Source organism: Sporomusa malonica (genome assembly GCF_900176355.1).
GTDB classification, from domain to species: Bacteria; Bacillota; Negativicutes; order Sporomusales; family Sporomusaceae; genus Sporomusa; species Sporomusa malonica.
On sequence record NZ_FWXI01000023.1, the window covers coordinates 12124 to 32192 of the forward strand.

Below are 20069 nucleotides of genomic sequence, written 5' to 3' on the forward strand. Positions count from 1 at the left end.
CTTTACACCTGCAAACATTTGCTCTATAATAACTACGAACAAATGTTCTGTAAGGAGTGGTATTATGCTCTCAGCAAAGCAATCAGCAATCATTAATTTTTTACGCGATTACCCGCATTCTTATCCACCGACAGTCCGCGAAATCGGTGCTGCAGTTGGCCTTCGTAGCAGTGCTACGGTATATACCTATCTTACGCGCTTGGAAGCTCAGGGATTAATACAGCGCAAGCCAGGCTGCCCGCGCTGTATTAAGGTAATTTAAAATGCGTACTATCTTGCACTGCGATTTAAACAATTTTTATGCATCTGCCGAGTGCTTGTACAACCCCGCAATTAGAGACAAACCGGTAATCGTCTGTGGTGATGCCGAAGCCCGACACGGTATAGTGCTGGCTAAGAATCAGATTGCCAAAAAGGCAGGTGTCAAAACCGGTGACGTAATCTGGGAGGCAAAACAAAAATGTCCCGGCCTGGTGCAAGTATCAGCAGACTTTCGAAAGTATCTGAGATTCTCACGGCTGGCTAGAGCAATCTACGCAGACTACACAGATCAGATTGAGAGCTTCGGGATTGATGAATGCTGGCTTGATGTGACCGGATCGACCGGATTGTTTGGTGACGGCCCGACTATTGCAGATACTATCCGACAACGATTTAAGGATGAGCTAGGACTTACTGCCTCAGTCGGTGTATCTTACAATAAAATATTTGCCAAAATCGGATCAGATATGAAAAAACCTGATGCCACAACGATCATTACGGAGAATAATTACCGCGATAAGGTCTGGCCTCTACCAGTAGGCGAACTGCTCTATGTTGGCCGCTCAACCGGACAGAAACTCCAAAACCGTGCAATACGGACAATCGGCGACTTGGCAAAAGCAGACACCCATAAATTAAAGCTCTTGCTCGGTATCTGGGGAGAAACGCTATGGAGTTTTGCTAACGGATATGATTCGGCGCCGGTACGGCTAACGGGCGAAGAAAGCCTGATTAAGTCGGTTGGCAATAGCACTACGACTGTACGGGATCTGATTAATGACACCGATGTCAAATTGATCATCTATGTGCTGGCTGAGAGTGTGGCGGCCAGACTGCGAAAGCACGGCCTTAAATGCAAGACGGTATCAATCAGCGTGCGCGATAAGGAACTGTATTCGTTTGAGCGCCAGGGGAAACTATCTGGCTCAACATTCGTATCCGGTGAAATAGCTGAGAAAGCTATGGAGTTATTCTCTGCGAATTATTGCTGGGGTAAGCCTATCCGGAGCCTTGGCGTTCGTGGCGCTGACCTGGTGACTGCAGCCGGCAATATTCAGTTAGACTTGTTCGACGATTCTAAGCCGGAAGTAGAAGAGCTTGAGCGAACGATTGACAACTTGCGTAAGCGGTTTGGCCATTATAGCGTTCAGCGATGCGCTATGCTCTTAGACCGACAACTGACAGGATTTAACCCTAAGGATGATCACGTAATACATCCAGTATCATTTTTTAAGTAGGTGATTAAATGGGGAAAGTACATATTGAAGTAGTTGCAAAGCACGATATTGAAGGCATCATAAGACCGCTTTCCCTGATTTGGAAGGATGGCCGGCAGTTCTCCATTGATCGCGTACTCGACGTCCGTATGGCAGCGTCCTTAAAGGCTGGCGGCCAGGGTATGAGATATACCTGTAAGGTTGCCGGTAAACAGGTTTGTTTGTTCTGCGATGAGGGTAGATGGTTTATTGAGAAATAATATCTTTAATAAATCTTTAACTAACCTTTTGTAATATTATGGTATAATTGTTTTAATAAGTTTGGATATTAGGAGGTAATGTATGAGCATTGAGTCAGCTAAGAAATTTGTTGAGCGAATGAAGTCAGATCATGAGTTTGCCACTGCTATGAATGCATTAAAATCATTAGAAGAGGCTCAAAAGTTTCTTAATCAATCAGGTTATGATTTCACAAAAGAAGAATTGAATCAGGTAAACGGAGAGCTACAGGATAGTGATTTGGACAACGTAACTGGAGGGGCTTTCCCTACGTCTGTAAATGATCAAATTACCGACTCAGTAACCTAAGTAAACTGACATTGTGATTGCCAATAGGCCAGAGTTATAGCCTAAATAATACCGCCTGACTGATAATGCCAAACATGATATAATCAAATTTAAACAGCTGCCAGCAACGGCAGCTTTATTTCTATATCTAGAAGCAGGTGAGGTTATGAGACCTATCTGGAAAGGCATGCTCAGTTTCGGATTAGTTAATGTTCCGGTGGCTCTATATAATGCTACCCGCAAGAAAACCATCAGTTTTAATCAATTACGGAAATCGGACTACAGCCGAATCGCATATAAGAAAGTCGGCAACGATGGTACCGAGGTGCAGCAACAGGATATCATCAAGGGTTACGAGATATCACCTGACCGACATGTAGTGATCTCCGAAGACGAGTTGGAATCTATCACGCCGGCTGCCAGCAGAGTCATAGAAATAAATGACTTTGTTAAGCTTGAGCAAATAGACCCACGGCACTACGATTCATCCTACTATTTGGTGCCGGAGCCTGGCGCACAGAAAGCATACGCATTACTCTTACAGTCCATGGCCGAGGCTAATGTTGTTGGCGTTGCCAAGTTTGTACTGCGGAGCAAAGAGTATCGTAACAGACTTTGATCCGACTCAGTACGAGAACGAGTATTATAAATCTGTAATGGGCTTGATTGATGGCAAAGCCGAGACTGCACAGGTCGGAGCTAAACAGCTTGAACCCGGTGGCAAGGTAATCGATATTATGGCGGCGCTGGAAGCGAGCATCAGGGCGATAAAGGAAAAAGAGAAGCCTAAAAGTAAAAAGAAAATTGGTTAATATTAAGACTCGACGAGTGCCATGGCTTATTATTTTGTGCTGATGAAGATAGTTGGTCATTGAGAAATAATTCTCAATGTCTCCTTAACTAAAAATATTATTTAACGATAATAATAGTAAGGAGGCGGTATTATGACGTATGTTAGAGAGATATTGTACAAGACTTCGAATTTGACTACGGTAAAGCCGTGGCCGGTGTGGGGTAGATTGTTATTCTGGACTGTTGTTTTAGGTGTTATTATAGATGGATTGTTGTAATAGTTAGCCCCTTGGCATTTGCCAAGGGGTTTCGTTTTTAGCAGGTTATTTAGATTGTAATGTCAAAGGTTAGATAACTTTTTATTCATCCAACAATGATTTCATTTTTGTAGCAGTATCTGTTCCTGATAAAGGGACATGTACAATCAATTTTAAGCAGGAATTATCAGAAACATCAAAATTACTAACTTCAAAATCTAATCTTCCTGCAACAGGATGGTTCAATTGTTTGTACTTTTCACCATTACTTTGAATTTCATGTAGAGACCACCATAAATTAAATTCTATGCTTTGCATTTTAAGATCGTCAATAAACTGAGCAAGCCAAGAATCTTCGATATATTGCCCGCAAGTTGAACGAAATCGACCTAGCAAACCTTTGGCATGCAGATTCCAGTCGACAAATAACTGTTTATATTTATTATTTGTGAACATCCCCCAAACTACATTTCGTTCGCGAACGTTCATTTTACTAAAATCACCAAGGACTAAGCATGCTGCTTTGTTCCAAGCAATAACGTTCCACCGCTGATCCATGACAAAAGATGGGCAAAATATTAAACTATCCAGAACATGTTGAAGTATTGGACTTACAGTTCCTTGGTATCTCTGTATATCTGCTGGAAGCGGTTGGTTTGCTAAAAGGTAAAGATGAATGCGTTCTTGTTTATCAAGCAACAAAACTTTAGACAGGCTTTCTATTACTTGCGTTGAAACATGAATAGGTCTTCCTTGTTCAAGCCATGTATACCAAGTTACGCCAATACCAGCTAACTGCGCTACCTCCTCTCTTCTCAAGCCAGGAGTACGGCGACGCGTTCCCGATGAAAGTGCTACTTGCGATGGTAATATTTTTGCTCTTCGCGTTTTTAAAAAATCGGCTAGTTCTTTATATCGATGTTTCTCATTATTCAAACTCGTCATCAATCCTGTCTATTATAATTTATACCAGTATAAATTCACTCCTATTAACATTATAAGAGTTGTATTATTATAATTCTAGAAAGACTTGTACAGTTAACAAAAAGTTTTATTAACTGTATAAGGTCTACAACTTCGAGGAGGACATCAAATGAAAATACAATCAATGAAACTGGTTTGTTTTTCACCTACGGGGACAACAAAAACGATTATTCAAGGTATTGCGCGCGGCATTAATCAAAGCACTGTGGAACTAATAGATATTACCAAACCAGATGCGAGAAAACAACAATTACAAACATCGGAAAATGAATTACTTGTTGTTGCAGTGCCAGTTTATATGGGAAGAGTGCCTGCACTTTTAATTGAATGGCTGCATGCGATTAAAGCTTGTAATACACCTGCTGTATGTGTCGTCGTTTATGGTAATCGTGTGTATGACGATGCATTGCTTGAGCTTAAAGAGATTTTGATAAAACGTGGATGTATACCGATCGCCTGTGCAGCATATATTGGAGAACACTCCTTTTCTAGTTCCGAAACGCCAATAGCCGAAGCCCGTCCTGATGCAAGTGACTTAAATCAGGCAGAATTATTTGGGCGTAAAATAAAGGAAAAACTACTATCTGTTTCATCTGTCGAACAGTTTTCTGATATAAATATACCGGGCAACTATCCCTATGGAGGAATTACGAAGCTATGGAGTGTTGATTTTATAGCAATTAGTAATGAGTGTACGCAATGCGGAATTTGTGCAGAAGGGTGTCCTGTTGGTGCTATCGATTCAGAAAATAGTAATTTGATTGATAAGGAAAAATGCATTACGTGTTGTGCCTGCATCAAGAACTGTCCACAAAATGCCAGAACGATGAAACCCGGTCTAGTCAAAGACGCTTCAATGCGACTAAATAAACTGTATAAAGAGCGAAAGGAGCCGGTATTCTTTTTTTAATTAGTAAACAGCGAAGAACCCTGCTTGGGTAGTCGCCAGAGTAGCCCAATTTTCTCATAAGGCGGGAAATGCGCTTTAAAAGAGTGTAAGCACAGGATTATATTATTATTGACAATAAGATAAAGATACGTAATAATATACATACTGACTGGTAGGTATGTTGTGATTTCGTAGAAAGTAGATGATAATTTGACTAAAGAAAATATTATTATTGCGGCCCTCCGCTTATTTCTTATGCGTGGCTATAAGTCAGTTTCGCTGATTGATGTTGCACATGAAGTTGGCATCACTAAAGGCGGGATATATCACTACTTTTCAAGCAAGGATGACCTACTTCACACAGCAATTCAATTTTTACTTGAGCTCTTTGAAAGAAACTTCAAAGAGCTATTGAAACAAAAGACTCTGGCGGAAATTTTACATCTACTCTTAGTAGAGAATTCTTTTGAAGCATATTCTAAAGAATTACTTGGAGTGGATAACACCTGTAGTCTTGATCATGTTCATTTTGCCATTGAGATTATGCGCCTATATCCGGATATTCAGGAAAGAATTCAACAAAACAATGTGCTAATTTGTGAGTCTTTAGCTGCAAGAATCCAAGAGGCTGTAGATAAAGGCGAATTAAAGCCTAGTATTGACAGCTACGCTTTGTCGCTTGCTATCCTGGCTATGCTAAATGGTCAAAAATCACTGGGAATGCGTTTTCAGACAGTGGAAATGCGTAAGCGGATGTTAGATAATGTGTGGAGATTGATTAGCAATTAGCGCATAAGCGCTAATTATTTTTTCCATAACATACCGTCTGGTAGGTATGTTATGGAAAATGCATGATTATTAGATAAAATGGAGGTTGCCATGAAAAAAATCAAGACAAAGCATGTGATCATGCTACTTGTGTTGTTAGTTAGCGTTAGCTTTGTAGTACATCAAGGAGTATATGCTGGTGATAAAAGCCAAGCTGAGAATACGGAGACTGCGCTGAGTGTAAAGGTTGTTCAAGCTGAATATACAGATTCAGTACCAACCTTAGCTTTTAACGGTTCACTAGAAGGCAGAACATCTGCCACAGTGAGCGCGAAAATCGCTGGTCGAATTGAAGAAGTTTTAGTGCAAGAAGGTCAGCAGGTAAACGCAGGCGATCCTTTAGTAAGACTTGAAGCTGTAGAACTGGCGAACTCGGCTCGTCAAGCAGGAGATGCTGTAAGAAAAGCTGAGGTTAATTATGAGATCGCATTAAACGATTTTCACCGTTACCAGACCTTGTATGATAAGGGAGCCGTATCCGAGCAGCAATTGGATAACGCCAGAGGCAAACTAAAGACGGCTGAGGCTGATTTGTCGAGTGCAAAAGCAAACCGAAGCAGTGCCGAACAGCAATACGGCTATGGAGTAATTAGTTCTGCTGTCAATGGAGTGGTTGCTAATGCAACAGCTACCATTGGTCAGGTGGTAGCTCCGGGCGCGGCGTTAATGGTTGTTCAGGATATTAATCAGGTCTATGCTGTGGTCAATGTCGAACAGAAAAGTTTAGGCAGTGTAAAAATAGGTCAGAAAGCAAAAGTAACAATCGACGCCTATCCTGATAAAGCTTTTGAAGGGGTCGTCGAGGTTATGAATCCTGAAGCAGGATCAGCAAGCCGGATGTTTCGAACCAAGATCAAAATTGACAATGCTAATAATGACTTAAAGCCTGGTATGTTTGCAAATGTTCGCTTGATAACAGGCGATAGTGTAAAAACCCTTACTGTCCCGCAGTCGGCAGTTGTACAAAAACAGGGAATATATTATGTTTTTACCGTTGAAAACGGTAAAGCGGTACGCCATCAGATTGAGGTTGGCGAAGTGACTGGTAGTACAATTGAAGTCAAATCCGGTTTAGAACCAGGAAGTCAGGTTATTTCCACTAGCGTAAACCGGATTAAAGATGGAGATGCTGTGCGGGTAACGTCATAGTGTGGAGGAGAAGGAGAACGCCATGAAGATTACAGAAATTAGTATAAAGCGTCCGGTATTCGCTACGGTAATCATATTGGCACTGGTTGTTTTGGGTTTGGTTAGTTATACCTCCCTGAATGTAGATCAATATCCAAGTGTGGAAACTCCAATCGTAGCTGTTACCGTTCTTTACCCAGGAGCATCGCCTGAACAGGTTGAGACCAAAGTTACTCAGCATGTTGAAGAAGCGGTCAGCGTTGTTGCCGGTGTTGAGCATGTAACCTCTACGATCAATGAGGGATCATCATCTACAGTCATTCAGTTCACTATGGAGACCAATGCGGATGCCGCGGCCCAGGATGTGCGTGATAAATTGGGGGGGCTTCAGGCAAAACTGCCGGAAGATGCAAAGGCCCCGATTATTTCCCGGTTTGACCCCTCAGATACGCCGATCATGTCACTTGCTTTAACTGGCGAGCTAAGCCAGCGAGAGTTAACTGTACTTGCTGAAGATATACTAGTTAAGCGTCTGAAGGCAGTGAACGGTGTTGCCGCCGCCGATATAAAGGGCGGTTTGGATCGTGAAATCCAAATTCAGTTAGATAGTAATCAGTTGTCCGCTTATGGCCTAACTATACCAGAGGTTTTAAACAGCTTGCGTAATGAGAATGTTGATTCGCCTGGCGGTAAGGTTACAGATGGTCAGCGGGAAACCGGTTTGCGGGCCATAGGCAGCATAACGGCAACGAATCAGTTCCTCAGCATTCCTGTTGGTCAACGCGACGGTGTTCAGCTTTATGTAAAAAATATTGCGAGTATCAAGGATACTACTAAGGATATCAGTACCATTACTAAGGTTAATGATAAATTAGCTCTTGGCGTAGACATTATGAAACAGTCTGGCAGCAATACTGTCCAAGTGGTAGAAAATATCAAAGGTCAGATGGATTCGATAAAAAAGGAACTGCCGCCTGGTGTGGATCTAGTTGTGGTTCGCGACAACTCGCGTACGATTAATGAATCGGTACATGACGTTCAATTTAACCTGGTTGTAGGCGGCCTATTGGCTGTAGCCATCGTATTCCTGTTCCTCGGCAACTGGAAAAGCACAATAATTGCTGGTATTGCCATTCCCGTTTCCGTTATTACCGCTTTCCTGGCAATGAAGGTACTGAACTTTACGCTTAACACGATGTCGCTGTTAGCGTTGTCTCTGGCCGTGGGCCTGTTGATTGACGATGCGATCGTTGTTATCGAGAATATTGTTCGCCACCTGGAAATGGGTAAAGATAAATTTACGGCGGCCTTGGAAGGTACGAACGAAATTGGTTTGGCTGTTATGGCTACTACCTTTACGTTGGTAGCAGTTTTCTTACCCGTAGGTATGATGAACGGAATGGTCGGGCAGTTCTTTAAAGAGTTTGGTATTACCGTAGCAGCCAGTGTGCTTGTTTCGCTATTTGTTGCTGTGACGCTGACGCCGATGCTGTCAGCAAAATATCTGGATCACACTGAAATTAAGGGGAAAAGTAAACTCGGGCAACTATGGCTAGCCTGGAATGGAAAGTTTGATGAGTGGACTGTCAAATACGGTGAGTTCTTGCGTAAAGCTTTGGTTCAGCGGCGTACCGTAATTCTGGTGGCAGTAGGTTTATTCATTGGCAGTTTAGCTCTTCTGCCATTACTTGGCTCCACGTTCGTTCCAGATGCAGATAACGGGGAATTTACCGTGACTGCCACTGTTGATCCTGGCATGAATATAACAGCTGTGGGCCAGATGGCTGACGATATTGTCCAGACCGTCCATGGCATACCGGAAGTTACTATGACCTACAGTGTGGCCAATACCAAGAATATTACGATTCTTACCAAGCTTACTCCCAAAAATGAACGCACGATCAGTGATAATGAAATCATAGCTGATCTTCGTCAGCAACTTAGCGATATTGCCGGTGCTAATGTTAGTGTGTCGAAGCAGTCTGGTGTAGGAAGCGGCGGTAAGCCTGTATCGCTCGTTATCCAAGGTCAATCCTTGGAGGTGTTGAGTGAAATTGCAGAACAAGTCGAGCAGGTCGTCGCCAGTGTACCTGGGGCGGTAGAAGTATCTTCAAGTTATGAAGCCGGTAACCCAGATGCTCAAATAGTAGTTAACAAAGACAGGGCTGCTGATCTTGGCATCTCTGCTGCAAGTATTGCTGATACGCTGCAGACAATGTTCAACGGTAAAATTGTCACTCAGTATAAAGAGGGCGATGATGCGTATGATGTACGGCTAATTCAAGATCCTAAGGATCGCCGTGTTTTAGCTGACGTTAATAGTGTGTATCTGTCAAGTACGGCACGCAGCAAAAACGGACAACCAGTAATGGTGCCGCTGTCGCAGGTGACTGACACAGTATATGCGACAAGTCCAGCTCAGATTAAGCGCTATGACAATCAGCAGCAGATTACCATCTCTGCTAACTTAAGCGGGATAAGCCTAGGCGAGTTTAACAATGCATTTAATAAAAAAGCGGCTGAGATCAACATGCCGGACGGATATAAATTTATTACTACCGGGCAGTCAAAGTCGATGAATGATGCTTTTAGCAGTATGATTTTGGCATTAGGCATGGCAGTGCTGTTCATCTTCTTCGTTCTGGCAGCTCAGTTTGAGAGTTATCTTGATCCTTTTGCCATTATGATCGCCTTGCCATTAGCCATCATTGGCGCGATCGTTGGTCTCTTGGTTATGGGCAGTGATCTTAGCATTATGTCTATCATTGGGATTATTATGCTAATGGGCCTGGTAACCAAGAATGCCATATTGCTCGTGGACTTCGCTAAACAACGTCGTGCACAAGGAATAGAACGAAATGAAGCGCTAGTTGAGGCGGCAGTACAGCGGATGCGGCCAATCATCATGACTACAACCGCAATGATTGCCGGTATGATCCCGCTGGCATTAGGCATTGGGCCAGGTGCCGAAGCTCGTGCACCGATGGCACATGCGATCATTGGTGGTCTGGTTACTTCAACCATTCTTACACTGGTGGTTGTACCAGTGGTATATACGCTGTTTGATGATTTGCAAAATATTGAGTTTAGCTTGAAAAAATGGAAAAAAGCTAATGTGGAACAACAGATCGTAGACTAAAAAAATGTCCTGCAGCTACGCCTAAGTAGCTGCAGGACATTTTTAGCTTTCTGTTATAATGCACGAATATCAGTGATTGTCCAGTCATGGTCGGCAGTTCGCTGTAATAATACATTAAACAGCTTGCCGGTATCGTGTTGGCGTACTTCAACAAGAGCTCGCTGACTGGAAACAGTAAGCAAGGAAAAAGAATCAAGGGAAGCATTAAATCCATACCTAGCTGCACTGTCTTTGACATAATCCACAGGACTATTGACATATCGGGCATAATCGTTATAGTGGTGACGGTCGTTATTATCACTCCGATAATAAATCTTCCCGTCCTGAACCCATGCTTGATTTTCATCAGGACTTGGCCAGCTGTATTTGTGTTGGTGCCAACCATGGCCTGATAAGCGAGCATCTTTTGTAACTTGTACTGTTTGTTCGACTTTGGTAGGATACGGATTTGATGGTGCTTCTGCAGCGAGGGCCTTAGTGACTGGGATACCAGACAATGCTGCGCCGGTCATGATGGCTGCGCCCATTAGAGCGGCGGCGCGGCGTTTGAATTTGAGTCTCAATTGTCGGCGCTTTATGGAATTTTTACCCATATCATCCCTCCTTACATTTATCTAATTCTAGTGTTTCGAAATTTTGAAATCAACATTCTAGGTAAATATAGCAACAACGCAGACTAACTTGAGCCTTTAACATGCGAAGATTCTGATAGACTATTGTAGAAAAATGTAATATAATTGAAAAAATAGTTAAATAGTTAACTATTTAGAAACAGAGGTGTTAAGTGGAAATTGACGGATTGCTGATGCATCAACTTTTCCAAACTACCCGTATCATTTCTTATAGCTTAAATCGCTATTTTAGTCCGTATGACCTGCATTTTTCGGAATGGGGTATTATTATAACTTTAATGGAAAGAGAGCCAATGACCCAACGAGGCCTAGCCGCTTATTTGAATGTCGAGCCAGCAGCAATATCAAAGAGTTTAACCAGAATGGAAAGGAAAGGCTTAATCATGAGGGAAGTAGGCTCGGACAGAAGAGAAAAAAGAGTCTTCTTAACTGAAGAAGCGAAAAAAAATTATCAAGTATGGAATAATATCGCAGGAGAACACAGGAAAGCGGTTTTGGCAGATTTAGATTGGGGAAAGAAAAATGAAATATATCAGTTGCTGAAAGGTATTTGCCAAGCAACACAGCAGTGTGAGGAAAAAAAACAGTAGAATATTTAGGCATACTTGTCGAAAGGCAAGGACGCAAAGCTATGGGTCTAAAGGCCGTTAACGCCTATGATTGCCAGGTTGCACATTTGATTTTTACAAATCAAAGATGACAGACCTGCTATAGATAGGTCTGTCATCTTTTAATGTGCTCAAGAGCGAAGGCGGCGGAGTTTAAGGGGGTATTTATATGTAGCGATGGTTGAAGAGCGCGTGTGCTGTAAGTTTTGACGTAACATTGAATGGAGAGTTGATTATGAAAAGTTTAAGAGCAAAACTTTCGGTAATAGTCATTGCTTTATTTGTGGTTTCGCTTAGCGTGCTGGCTGGGTTAAATTATTGGCAATCCCAAAAAATGCTAACACAGGATGTTGAAAATGAAATTGCCCTCATAGCACAAACCAACGGAGAAGCAGTCGGCATGTGGCTTGCTGAACATAAAACAGAATTGGAGACAATCTCACGGTCGCCGGTTATGACCAGCGGTAACCGTGAAGCCATGGTGTCCTATATTGCTTCAGAAATAAAAAATAATAAATTATATGAAAATATTTTTTGGACTGATGTTAAAGGTAACTACATTGATACACGTGGTCTAGCCGGGAATTCAGTGAACCGACCCTACTTTGCCAGTGCAATTGCCGGGAATACCTTCATTACAGATCCGATAGTATCCCCAGGTAGCGGCAAGCTCGTCGTAGTTATCGCTACCCCGATCAAGGCAGAGGGGCGTATTATTGGGATTTTAGCAGGGGCAATCAATATCGAAGAGGTAGAAAAACGCGTCCTTGGCATCAAGGTGGCCCAGACGGGTTACGCTTACGTTTTGCGGACTGATGGCACAATCATCGTTCATCCGAATAAAGAATTAATGAACAAAGCCAATGTTAACAACGACCCTAATGCAACCCCTGCTTTGAAGGCAGCCGCTGAAAAGATGCTGAAAGGAGAAAAAGGGATTGCTGATTATCAATATATGGGCGTGGAAAAATATTTAGCGTATGCGCCGGTTACAGGAACTTCCTGGTCGATTGGTGTAACTGTGCCTACTAGTGAAGCAAGGGCGCAGTTAAAAACCTTTGCCTGGACTTCACTCATTACTATTGGTGCAGTACTTATTTTAGCTAGTATCGTTATCGTAGTTGTAGCCGCACGTATCGCGAAGCCGCTACAGACACTAGAAGGAGTAGCTGGCCGGATTGCAGGCGGCGATCTGAGCATAACTAGCATTAATGTAAACTCAGAGGACGAGCTTGGGCGATTAGCACGAGCCTTTGAAACAATGGTAGGCAATCTACGTAACCTTGTGCGTGAGATTGACACGTCCTCAGAGCTGGTAGCCGCATCGGCCGAGGAATTGACCGCTAGTGCCGACCAGTCATCTCAGGCGGCAAATCAGGTGGCGAGTTCTATTGTCGATGTGTCTAAAGGTATGGAAGAACAGTCGGCTGTAGCCAATGATACTTCGGCTGTGGTACAACAAATGTCGGCCAGCATCCAGCAGATTGCTGCCAATATCAATGAAGTAGCAGCGCAATCGGCGCAGGCTTCGGCTAAGGCCAATGAAGGTAACAAATCAGTCGATAAAGCGGTAAGTCAAATGGCCAATATTGAACAGACTGTTATTAGTTCAGCTGGCGTTGTGGCCAATCTAGGCGAGCGTTCTAAGGAAATAGGCCAGATTGTAGATACTATCTCCGGTATTGCCGGACAAACCAACCTATTGGCGCTCAATGCTGCCATCGAAGCAGCTCGGGCAGGTGAGCAGGGACGCGGTTTTGCCGTAGTGGCGGAAGAAGTCCGTAAATTAGCCGAGCAGTCGCAGGAAGCGGCCAAGAAAATCGCAGTATTGATTAGTGAAATTCAGGGTGATACTAATAAAGCTGTAATAGCCATGGACGAAGGAACTAGAGAAGTGAAGCTGGGAGCAGACGTGGTCAATGCTTCTGGACAAGCCTTTCTGGAAATCACTACTCTAATAACCCAGGTATCAGGTCAGATAAGTGAAATTTCCTCTGCCATTGAGCAGATGGCTATTGGCAGTCAGCAAATTGTTGGTTCAGTGAAGCGGATTGATGATCTGAGCAAAAATGTTTCAGGGGAAGCTCAGACGGTGTCGGCGGCGACTGAAGAACAATCAGCATCTATGGAAGAAATCGCATCTTCAAGTCAAGTCCTAGCCAAACTGGCAATGGACCTACGGGAAGCTGTTAATAAATTCGAGGTTTAATGGAATAATGTAAAAGAATATAAACAACACTATTTGCAGTTATCGGCAAATAGTGTTGTTTATTTTTTTAATCTGATAACCTTGGGAAGGATTTACTAAGTGCTAGGAGAATGATAGAATTGCTGCTGCCTCTTATAGCAGATAAAGAAGTGGAGCTTACAACCGATGAAAAAATATAAAAAAATTTATTTGGAAATAACAAATGTATGCAATCTAAAATGTAATTTCTGTCCCGAAACCAAAAGAAAAGCTGAGTTTATGTCAGAGGCAACATTTAATCAAATACTAGATCAAGTTAAACCTTTTACAGATTATATATACCTGCATGTAAAGGGAGAACCTTTATTGCATCCTAATTTAGGGAGCTTCTTAGATATAAGTTATGAGAAGGGCTTTAAAGTAAACATTACGACAAATGGTACTTTAATCGATAAACTAGCAGATACTTTACTTGGAAAACCTGCACTGAGACAAATAAATTTTTCACTTCATAGCTTTGATGAAAAAGATAACGATATATCTAAAGATAAGTATATTGACAGTATTCTTGAATTTACTAGTAGAGCAATAGAGGAGTCAAGCATAATTATATCCTTACGGTTATGGAATTTAGATGAGGCTTTAATAACCGAGGATCAAAGAAAAAGAAATTTAGATATTATTGATAAAATTGAAGGGTATTTTAAGTTGCCTTATAAAATACAGGGTAATTTATCTGAAACGAGAGCATTAAAAATAGCGAATCGCGTATATTTGAATCAGGATTATGAGTTTAAATGGCCTGATTTAATGGAAGAAGAGGATTGTACTAAAGGATCTTGCTATGGATTAAGAAATCAAGCTGCTATTTTAGTGAATGGTACAGTAGTACCCTGCTGCCTTGATGGAGAGGGGATAATTAATCTAGGTAATATCCATGAATGCGGATTTGCGGATAGTATAAATGGCAAAAGAGCAGAAAGCATAAAGCTTGGGTTTTGCAATAATAATGTAGTAGAAGAACTTTGCAGAAAATGTGGATATAGAAAAAGATTTAACAAATAGTGGGGAACTGAAAGGAGGGCTATGTGCGTGAAATCAAAGCCGAAAAATAATAAACCGGTTGCTGAAACGGAACTGGTTTCTGTGCGCAGGCAATGGAACAGTTGGGAAATTGCCCAAGTATATGTCAGCGAGGTGACTAATCCCCTGTGGGATTTGGTCAGTGGCGGTGTAAAGGAGACCTCCCCGGAGGCTTTCATTTATGGCTACATTTGGTGTGATGCTATTGTTTCAGGCAGTGTAGCGCATTCCTGTTTACATGGCACTGCCCCCCACAGTATAAAGATCTGTATTTTACGAAAAGATAATCCGCCGCGAATCTACAACCATTTTTTGACACTGGTAGGGCCAAAACCAACATTTTGGCAGAGATAGGTAGAGACTGCACTTGAACAGAAGTTATATTTTAAAGGTGACCAAGAATGTCGTCCCTTGTGGCGAAGTCTTAACATCAATCTTCGCGCCGTGGCGATCGGCGATCCGGTAGCAGACAGCCATCCCTAGCCCAACGCCGTTTTCCTTTGTCGTTAGAAAGGGTGTTCCTAGTTTATCAAGAATTTTCTGCGGTATTCCTGTGCCAGTATCGCGGACAGTCAGCACGACATTATCCCCATCGACATAGGATTGGATTGTCAGTGTTCCGCCAGTCTTCATAGCCTCAAAGGCATTTCGCATCAGGTTGAGGAGTAGTTGCCGCAATTCTTTCTCATCTAGATTAATATCAGGAATATTCCCCATTTCAATTTGAACGTTGTGCCCAAAGTGAAGTGCATCAGAATGTATGAGTGGCGAAAGTTTATTTATAATAGCATTCAAGTTGCAGAGATTAAATTTAACAGCCTTGTTTTTGGCTAAGGATAAGAATTCGCTGATAATGAGGTTGGCTCTGTCCAGTTCATCAATCATGATTTGGAATTGCTCGTGGTATTGGATAGTCTCCTTTTTATTCTGAAAGAACTGAAGATACCCACGCACTGTAGTCAGTGGATTGCGGACTTCGTGGCCAATGCTGGCGGCCATCTCACCAACAACATTCAATATGTCCAGCCGTGACATCTCTATTTCTAATTTTTTCTTCGAGGTGATATCCTGTGAAATCGACAAGACTGTTTGGACCTGCCCAAGCTCATCCATCTCTGGGATGACTAAGGTTCGAAAATAAGCCATTTCTCCTGGTGGGTTAGGGAATGGGGTCTCAAATTCAGCAGCCTGACCGGTGCTAAATGCATCCTCGAAAAATCCTTGAAACGCCAAGTAAACTGTCTCATCCATTCCCATTTCACGCCAAGTTTTCCCCAGGCAACGCTCGGCTTTTACCCCGCATTGCGCTTCTAGCGCCGGGCTAACATAAATATGTCGGAGGTCTCTGTCGAAGCGGCAGATTACCATAGGGATGTTCTCAATTATAGTCGCAAAATACCGCTTTTGCTTGCTCAATTCCTCATTCGCTTGCTCTAATTCTGTCAGTGTGTGCTTTAATTGTCTGGGACCTAAACGACAGATGGCCAGAATCGTCTCGACATTTCTTTTTTTGTCAAACTCCGGTATCAGAATTGTTTCAATTTTAATGATACCTTTTGGCGACGCGAACTCTGTATCGACCGTAACTGTCTCGCCTGTTTCAAAGACCTCTTCACATCGCTCACACCACGTCCGCCAGGTTTCTTCAGGCAATCCGATGTTATCAAATGTTTTTCCGACAATTTCACCGGGGGGAATTCCGGCGATACGTTCCAGGGCGGAGTTGACAAACAAATAGCGGTGATTCCTGTCATGACGCGCGATTATATCGGGAAAATTTTCAACTAGATTTTCATATAGCTGTTTTTGTTTTCTTTGCTCCTCTTCCATGGCCAGTCGCTCGGTAATGTCCCTTGCGGTAACAATAACTGCTTCGATATCAGCTTGATCATTATATAACGGGTTTACTAGATATTCAAACGCTCTTTTTCCTCGATTTGGAAAATCAATATCATTAATAAACTTATGCATTTTGCCTTTAGCAAATACACTGTCGAGAATTGCTTGTATCTGGGTAACTTGTTCAGTATTAATCCCCAATTGCTTACTAGTCTTACCGATAAATGAATCGGGATCTATCTTAAAAAATAGACGATAAGCTAGGTTGGTATAAAGAAAGCGATAGTTTTTGTCTATGATAGAAGTCAACGGCAGTTCGATTTGATAATCCGGTTCCGCTTCCCGCCGGAGGTTGACTATTTGTTCTAGTTGGCTGTCTGCTGCCTTGAGCTTCACAATATAGTCCTCAATGATCCTCGACAAGTTCTCACCCTTCCGCCCAATATATGTACTTCTTGCCAATCCTTCGACACCAATGGATAGTTTCCTGCAAATGGAAGTCTGTTTTTAAGCCATAATACAACTAACTACAATTTTTCAGGGTTATAGACTGTACTGATATCAAGTCCAAATTAAAAAATCCTGCAGAAGTCCTATTAGGATTATGCAGGATTTTTTTAAGTTAAATATCTAAGAAATTAATGAAGGTAATTGGGTATGTATTATTCAAAAATAAGAGATATGATTACATCTATAGCGATAAATAAATGAAGATAAATGCTTGAAATCGTGATAAAATTGATATAATATGCCAGGTTTTGTCATAATTTAAAAAAGGAGGACTTCTTCTTGCGGAACATACCGGCCAGCTCATTAGCAATGGATGTTTTATTAAAAATGGCAATCGGCGCTACTCTGGTTGTCCTGCTTGTAACCAGTCTTGGATATTGGTACGTTTATGGAAAGGCGGAACAAGAGGCCATTGACAATCTGAAGAAATTCGTTATAAACCGAACACAGCATGAGGCCATCATGTTTAAGCTCGCAGAAGACAATCTGCATGTTTTTAAGAATAAATATCTAACCTCGTATCAAGTGGCGCACGAATTTTCGGATGAGGACTTTGATGCATTGTTTTTCAGAGATGCCAAAGGAGCCACCCGAATGAAGAGAGAATATTATGACGGGACGCTGACGCCAACCGGATTGTACAGTTCAGGAATGTCCGGCTTTATTGGTAATAATGTAAAAGTGCTAAATGCCGATCTTAAGCGCCGCTTGATTTTAGGCTACCATTTGATTGCGGAAATGGGTCCAGGATGTAAGACTCGGTTTGCCAATTTTTTTCTGCATGCTACCTACCCGGAAAACGCAATTATCATTTACTATCCTGAGTCTCCCTGGGGTCTCAATGCCAGAGCTGATCTAATCATGACAGACGGCGCTGTTGTGAAGGCCACCTTGCAGCAATATAATCCAAAGAGACGTGCTGTCTGGACTGGTTTATATTATGACCTCACGGCTAACCAATGGGCAATAACGTATGAATTGCCGGTAGACTATGAAGGACGGCATCTGATTACGCCGAGCCATGATATACAGCTGAATGATTTGATAGATAGAATGATATCCGAGCATCTTGAAGGCTCTTATAACTTTATCGTAAGTGCAGACGGCAATCTTGTCGCTCATCCGCAAAAACTGGACGAGATTAAACAACAAATGGGAGTGTTGAGTCTTGAAAAACTGGGAGATCCAACACTCAGCAGCATGTATGAACAAATTAAAAAGTCGGGTGAAGTTGTTACTGACGATGTTAAAATTATTGATGATCATGTAAACGGAACCTACCTGGCTGTAGCCAGAATGGCCGGTCCAGAGTGGTTGTATGTAACTGTCTACCCCAAGAATCTAATCAGCAATGAAGCTCATAGTACTGCTAAGATTATCATTGTGATTGGAATGACTTTCTTTTTCTTTATGATGCTGATAGTCCTTTATGTTATTCGAAAAAATGTAGCCATTCCGGTACAGTTGCTCAAAATCGCAGCGGAAAAAATATCTGAAGGCGATTACGGAGTTGTGATTGATGGTAAGCTGAAGCTGCCAGACTCAGCGCCAAATGAAATTAGCCTGTTAGTGAAAGCGTTTCGCCATATGGCTATCCAGATCAGGGATGCAAATAAAATATTGGAAGATAAAATTGAAGAACGGACTCAGGCATTAGAAGCCGTAAATGAAAAGTTAACCGCCTTGAGTTTCTTGGACGGCCTAACGGGTATTTACAATCGCCGCGCTTTTGATCAGACTTTTCATGTTAAATTTGAGGAAGCCCGGGAGGGGCGAGACAATTTCGCACTAATGATTTGTGATATAGACTTTTTCAAACTATACAATGATCAGTACGGACATGAAACCGGTGATCAAGCGCTGAAAGAAACGGCAGACACTTTGGTACGCAACAGCGGAACTCTGGGGCATGTATATCGATATGGTGGCGAAGAATTCGCGATCATTATGGAGAATGACCTGCTGAGTTCTTATGAAGAGCGTGCTTTAAATCTGCTAAAAGCTGTTGAAAAACTCAATAGGGAACACCGCATGAGTCCGTATGGAGTTTTGACAGTGAGTGCCGGACTAGCAGTCTATAACGAAGCTTTTCAGGACATAAAAGATATGTTCATTACTGCCGATCAAAATTTATATACCTCGAAAAAAGCTGGCCGTAATCAGCTTACCTTATAGCTTTATGTTAATATTGCATGTCATATGTAGCTTCTATGATTTTAATCATTTTATAGAGTAACTCATTATTAGGTGTCGGCACCCCTAGCCGCAGCCCTTCTCTATAAATGGCGCCGTTGATAAATTCAACCTCAGTCTTGGTTTTACTTTTCATGTCTTGCGCTGTAGAGGGAAGATGACCGTAAAGTTCGGGATTAATTGGTGTCTTTCCGCCATTAACACTAAGTTGGTCGTCCGTAAATTGAATCCCGTTTGCTCTTGCAATCGCGATTACTTCATCCATCACCGCTTTCATTAATTCTTCTGTACCTTCTGCCGAAAGTGCCTGCCCCATTGTTAAGCGTAATAAACCAAAGAGTACATTAATTGAATTATTTCTTAATTTAAGCCATACTTCACTGTCAATATCTTCTCTAAGAATAACTTTTATACCACTTTTCCCGAATAACTCTGCTATTTCTTTCAAATCATCATTGATTATTTTTTGCGTTGATCCAAAACAGATTTTAGAATTATTACCGATAAAGCCACGAATATGCCCTATATCAATTAATTTTCCGGCAAATTCTAAAACTCCATATAATATATGGTCCATATCATAATATTTGGCTAAGATCTCAACATTGCCTATACCGTTTTGAAGTGTCATGATATAGGTATTTTCCGCTGCAAGACATTTGGCTGATTGAGCCGCAGCTTCAGTATAACAGCCTTTTACTAAAAAAATGATTACATCCATTTTTTTACCGATTTCCATTGGAGATTGTACCGCATTTATCTTGATGATCTCATCTGTGCCAGTTATATTAATCTTTAACCCATTGTTTTGTATGTGTTTTACAATTGTTTCATTAGTATCAACAAGCCAGACTTCTGCACCAGCTTTTTTCAGCATTGTACCTACCAGACTTCCCATCACACCTGCGCCAATAATAGCAAATCTCATTAAAATTCTCCCCCTTTTATTCCCGA

At 41.9% G+C, this 20069-nt stretch carries 20 protein-coding genes and 1 riboswitch; of the genes, 16 read left to right on the top strand and 4 right to left on the bottom strand.

Annotated features, from left to right (window positions below):
• Window positions 1-64: 64 nt before the first annotated feature.
• The 7 genes from B9A22_RS20210 (at window position 65) to B9A22_RS26415 (ending at window position 3115) form a co-directional block, all read left to right on the top strand.
• Window positions 65-262 (top strand): LexA family protein, encoded by a 198-nt coding sequence (locus B9A22_RS20210; protein ID WP_084577756.1) that lies wholly within the window; start codon window positions 65-67, stop codon window positions 260-262.
• Window position 263: 1 nt separating this feature from the next.
• Window positions 264-1499, top strand: coding sequence for a DNA polymerase Y family protein (locus tag B9A22_RS20215; protein WP_084577757.1), 1236 nt, complete (start codon window positions 264-266; stop codon window positions 1497-1499).
• An 8-nt stretch (window positions 1500-1507) separates the two neighbouring features.
• The gene (locus B9A22_RS20220) at window positions 1508-1738 is read left to right on the top strand and encodes a hypothetical protein (RefSeq protein WP_084577758.1); all 231 of its coding nucleotides are present in this window, start codon (window positions 1508-1510) and stop codon (window positions 1736-1738) included.
• A gap of 82 nt (window positions 1739-1820) precedes the next feature.
• A complete protein-coding gene (locus B9A22_RS20225; RefSeq protein ID WP_084577759.1) occupies window positions 1821-2066 on the top strand; it encodes a Nif11-like leader peptide family RiPP precursor in 246 nt (81 codons plus the stop codon).
• Window positions 2067-2211: 145 nt separating this feature from the next.
• Window positions 2212-2664 (top strand): non-homologous end joining protein Ku, encoded by a 453-nt coding sequence (gene ku / locus B9A22_RS20230; protein ID WP_342747857.1) that lies wholly within the window; start codon window positions 2212-2214, stop codon window positions 2662-2664.
• Window positions 2665-2707: 43 nt separating this feature from the next.
• The gene (locus B9A22_RS26495) at window positions 2708-2857 is read left to right on the top strand and encodes a hypothetical protein (RefSeq protein WP_342747858.1); all 150 of its coding nucleotides are present in this window, start codon (window positions 2708-2710) and stop codon (window positions 2855-2857) included.
• A 132-nt stretch (window positions 2858-2989) separates the two neighbouring features.
• Complete coding sequence (locus tag B9A22_RS26415; RefSeq protein ID WP_281252416.1) at window positions 2990-3115, top strand: hypothetical protein; 126 nt, start codon at window positions 2990-2992, stop codon at window positions 3113-3115.
• An 81-nt stretch (window positions 3116-3196) separates the two neighbouring features.
• Here B9A22_RS26415 and B9A22_RS20235 read toward each other — a convergent pair whose 3' ends face one another.
• Window positions 3197-4030 carry a helix-turn-helix transcriptional regulator gene (locus B9A22_RS20235; RefSeq protein ID WP_217806000.1) on the bottom strand — a complete coding sequence of 278 codons (834 nt, stop codon included), beginning with the start codon at window positions 4028-4030 and terminating at the stop codon, window positions 3197-3199.
• Between the two features lie 157 nt (window positions 4031-4187).
• Between B9A22_RS20235 and B9A22_RS20240 the strand changes: the two genes are divergently transcribed.
• The 4 genes from B9A22_RS20240 to B9A22_RS20255 all read left to right on the top strand — a co-directional run bounded on the left by B9A22_RS20240 (window position 4188) and on the right by B9A22_RS20255 (window position 10062).
• On the top strand, window positions 4188-4988 hold the full coding sequence (locus B9A22_RS20240; protein WP_084577760.1) for an EFR1 family ferrodoxin: 801 nt from the start codon (window positions 4188-4190) through the stop codon (window positions 4986-4988).
• A gap of 189 nt (window positions 4989-5177) precedes the next feature.
• A complete protein-coding gene (locus tag B9A22_RS20245; RefSeq protein WP_084577761.1) occupies window positions 5178-5756 on the top strand; it encodes a TetR/AcrR family transcriptional regulator in 579 nt (192 codons plus the stop codon).
• A gap of 90 nt (window positions 5757-5846) precedes the next feature.
• The gene (locus B9A22_RS20250) at window positions 5847-6944 is read left to right on the top strand and encodes an efflux RND transporter periplasmic adaptor subunit (RefSeq protein WP_084577762.1); all 1098 of its coding nucleotides are present in this window, start codon (window positions 5847-5849) and stop codon (window positions 6942-6944) included.
• Window positions 6945-6966: 22 nt separating this feature from the next.
• On the top strand, window positions 6967-10062 hold the full coding sequence (locus B9A22_RS20255; protein ID WP_084577763.1) for an efflux RND transporter permease subunit: 3096 nt from the start codon (window positions 6967-6969) through the stop codon (window positions 10060-10062).
• A gap of 53 nt (window positions 10063-10115) precedes the next feature.
• Here B9A22_RS20255 and B9A22_RS20260 read toward each other — a convergent pair whose 3' ends face one another.
• Window positions 10116-10655: a hypothetical protein gene (locus B9A22_RS20260; protein ID WP_084577764.1), complete on the bottom strand. Its 540-nt coding sequence runs from the start codon at window positions 10653-10655 to the stop codon at window positions 10116-10118.
• 191 nt (window positions 10656-10846) lie between these two features.
• Between B9A22_RS20260 and B9A22_RS20265 the strand changes: the two genes are divergently transcribed.
• The 4 genes from B9A22_RS20265 to B9A22_RS20280 all read left to right on the top strand — a co-directional run bounded on the left by B9A22_RS20265 (window position 10847) and on the right by B9A22_RS20280 (window position 14927).
• Complete coding sequence (locus B9A22_RS20265) at window positions 10847-11284, top strand: MarR family winged helix-turn-helix transcriptional regulator (protein ID WP_084577765.1); 438 nt, start codon at window positions 10847-10849, stop codon at window positions 11282-11284.
• A riboswitch (cyclic di-GMP riboswitch) is annotated at window positions 11283-11370 on the top strand. It overlaps the preceding gene by 2 nt.
• Before the next feature lie 167 nt (window positions 11371-11537).
• On the top strand, window positions 11538-13511 hold the full coding sequence (locus B9A22_RS25890; RefSeq protein ID WP_139796325.1) for a methyl-accepting chemotaxis protein: 1974 nt from the start codon (window positions 11538-11540) through the stop codon (window positions 13509-13511).
• A gap of 165 nt (window positions 13512-13676) precedes the next feature.
• Entirely contained in the window at window positions 13677-14555 is an 879-nt protein-coding gene (locus B9A22_RS20275; protein WP_084577766.1) for a radical SAM/SPASM domain-containing protein, read from the top strand.
• A 27-nt stretch (window positions 14556-14582) separates the two neighbouring features.
• Window positions 14583-14927 carry a hypothetical protein gene (locus tag B9A22_RS20280; RefSeq protein WP_084577767.1) on the top strand — a complete coding sequence of 115 codons (345 nt, stop codon included), beginning with the start codon at window positions 14583-14585 and terminating at the stop codon, window positions 14925-14927.
• Between the two features lie 24 nt (window positions 14928-14951).
• Here the strand turns inward: B9A22_RS20280 and B9A22_RS20285 are convergent, their stop codons facing one another.
• A complete protein-coding gene (locus B9A22_RS20285) occupies window positions 14952-16835 on the bottom strand; it encodes a PAS domain-containing protein (protein ID WP_139796326.1) in 1884 nt (627 codons plus the stop codon).
• A gap of 366 nt (window positions 16836-17201) precedes the next feature.
• Between B9A22_RS20285 and B9A22_RS20290 the strand changes: the two genes are divergently transcribed.
• Entirely contained in the window at window positions 17202-19097 is a 1896-nt protein-coding gene (locus B9A22_RS20290; RefSeq protein WP_084577769.1) for a diguanylate cyclase, read from the top strand.
• A 7-nt stretch (window positions 19098-19104) separates the two neighbouring features.
• Here B9A22_RS20290 and B9A22_RS20295 read toward each other — a convergent pair whose 3' ends face one another.
• Window positions 19105-20043 carry a ketopantoate reductase family protein gene (locus B9A22_RS20295; protein ID WP_084577770.1) on the bottom strand — a complete coding sequence of 313 codons (939 nt, stop codon included), beginning with the start codon at window positions 20041-20043 and terminating at the stop codon, window positions 19105-19107.
• Window positions 20044-20069: the final 26 nt, after the last annotated feature.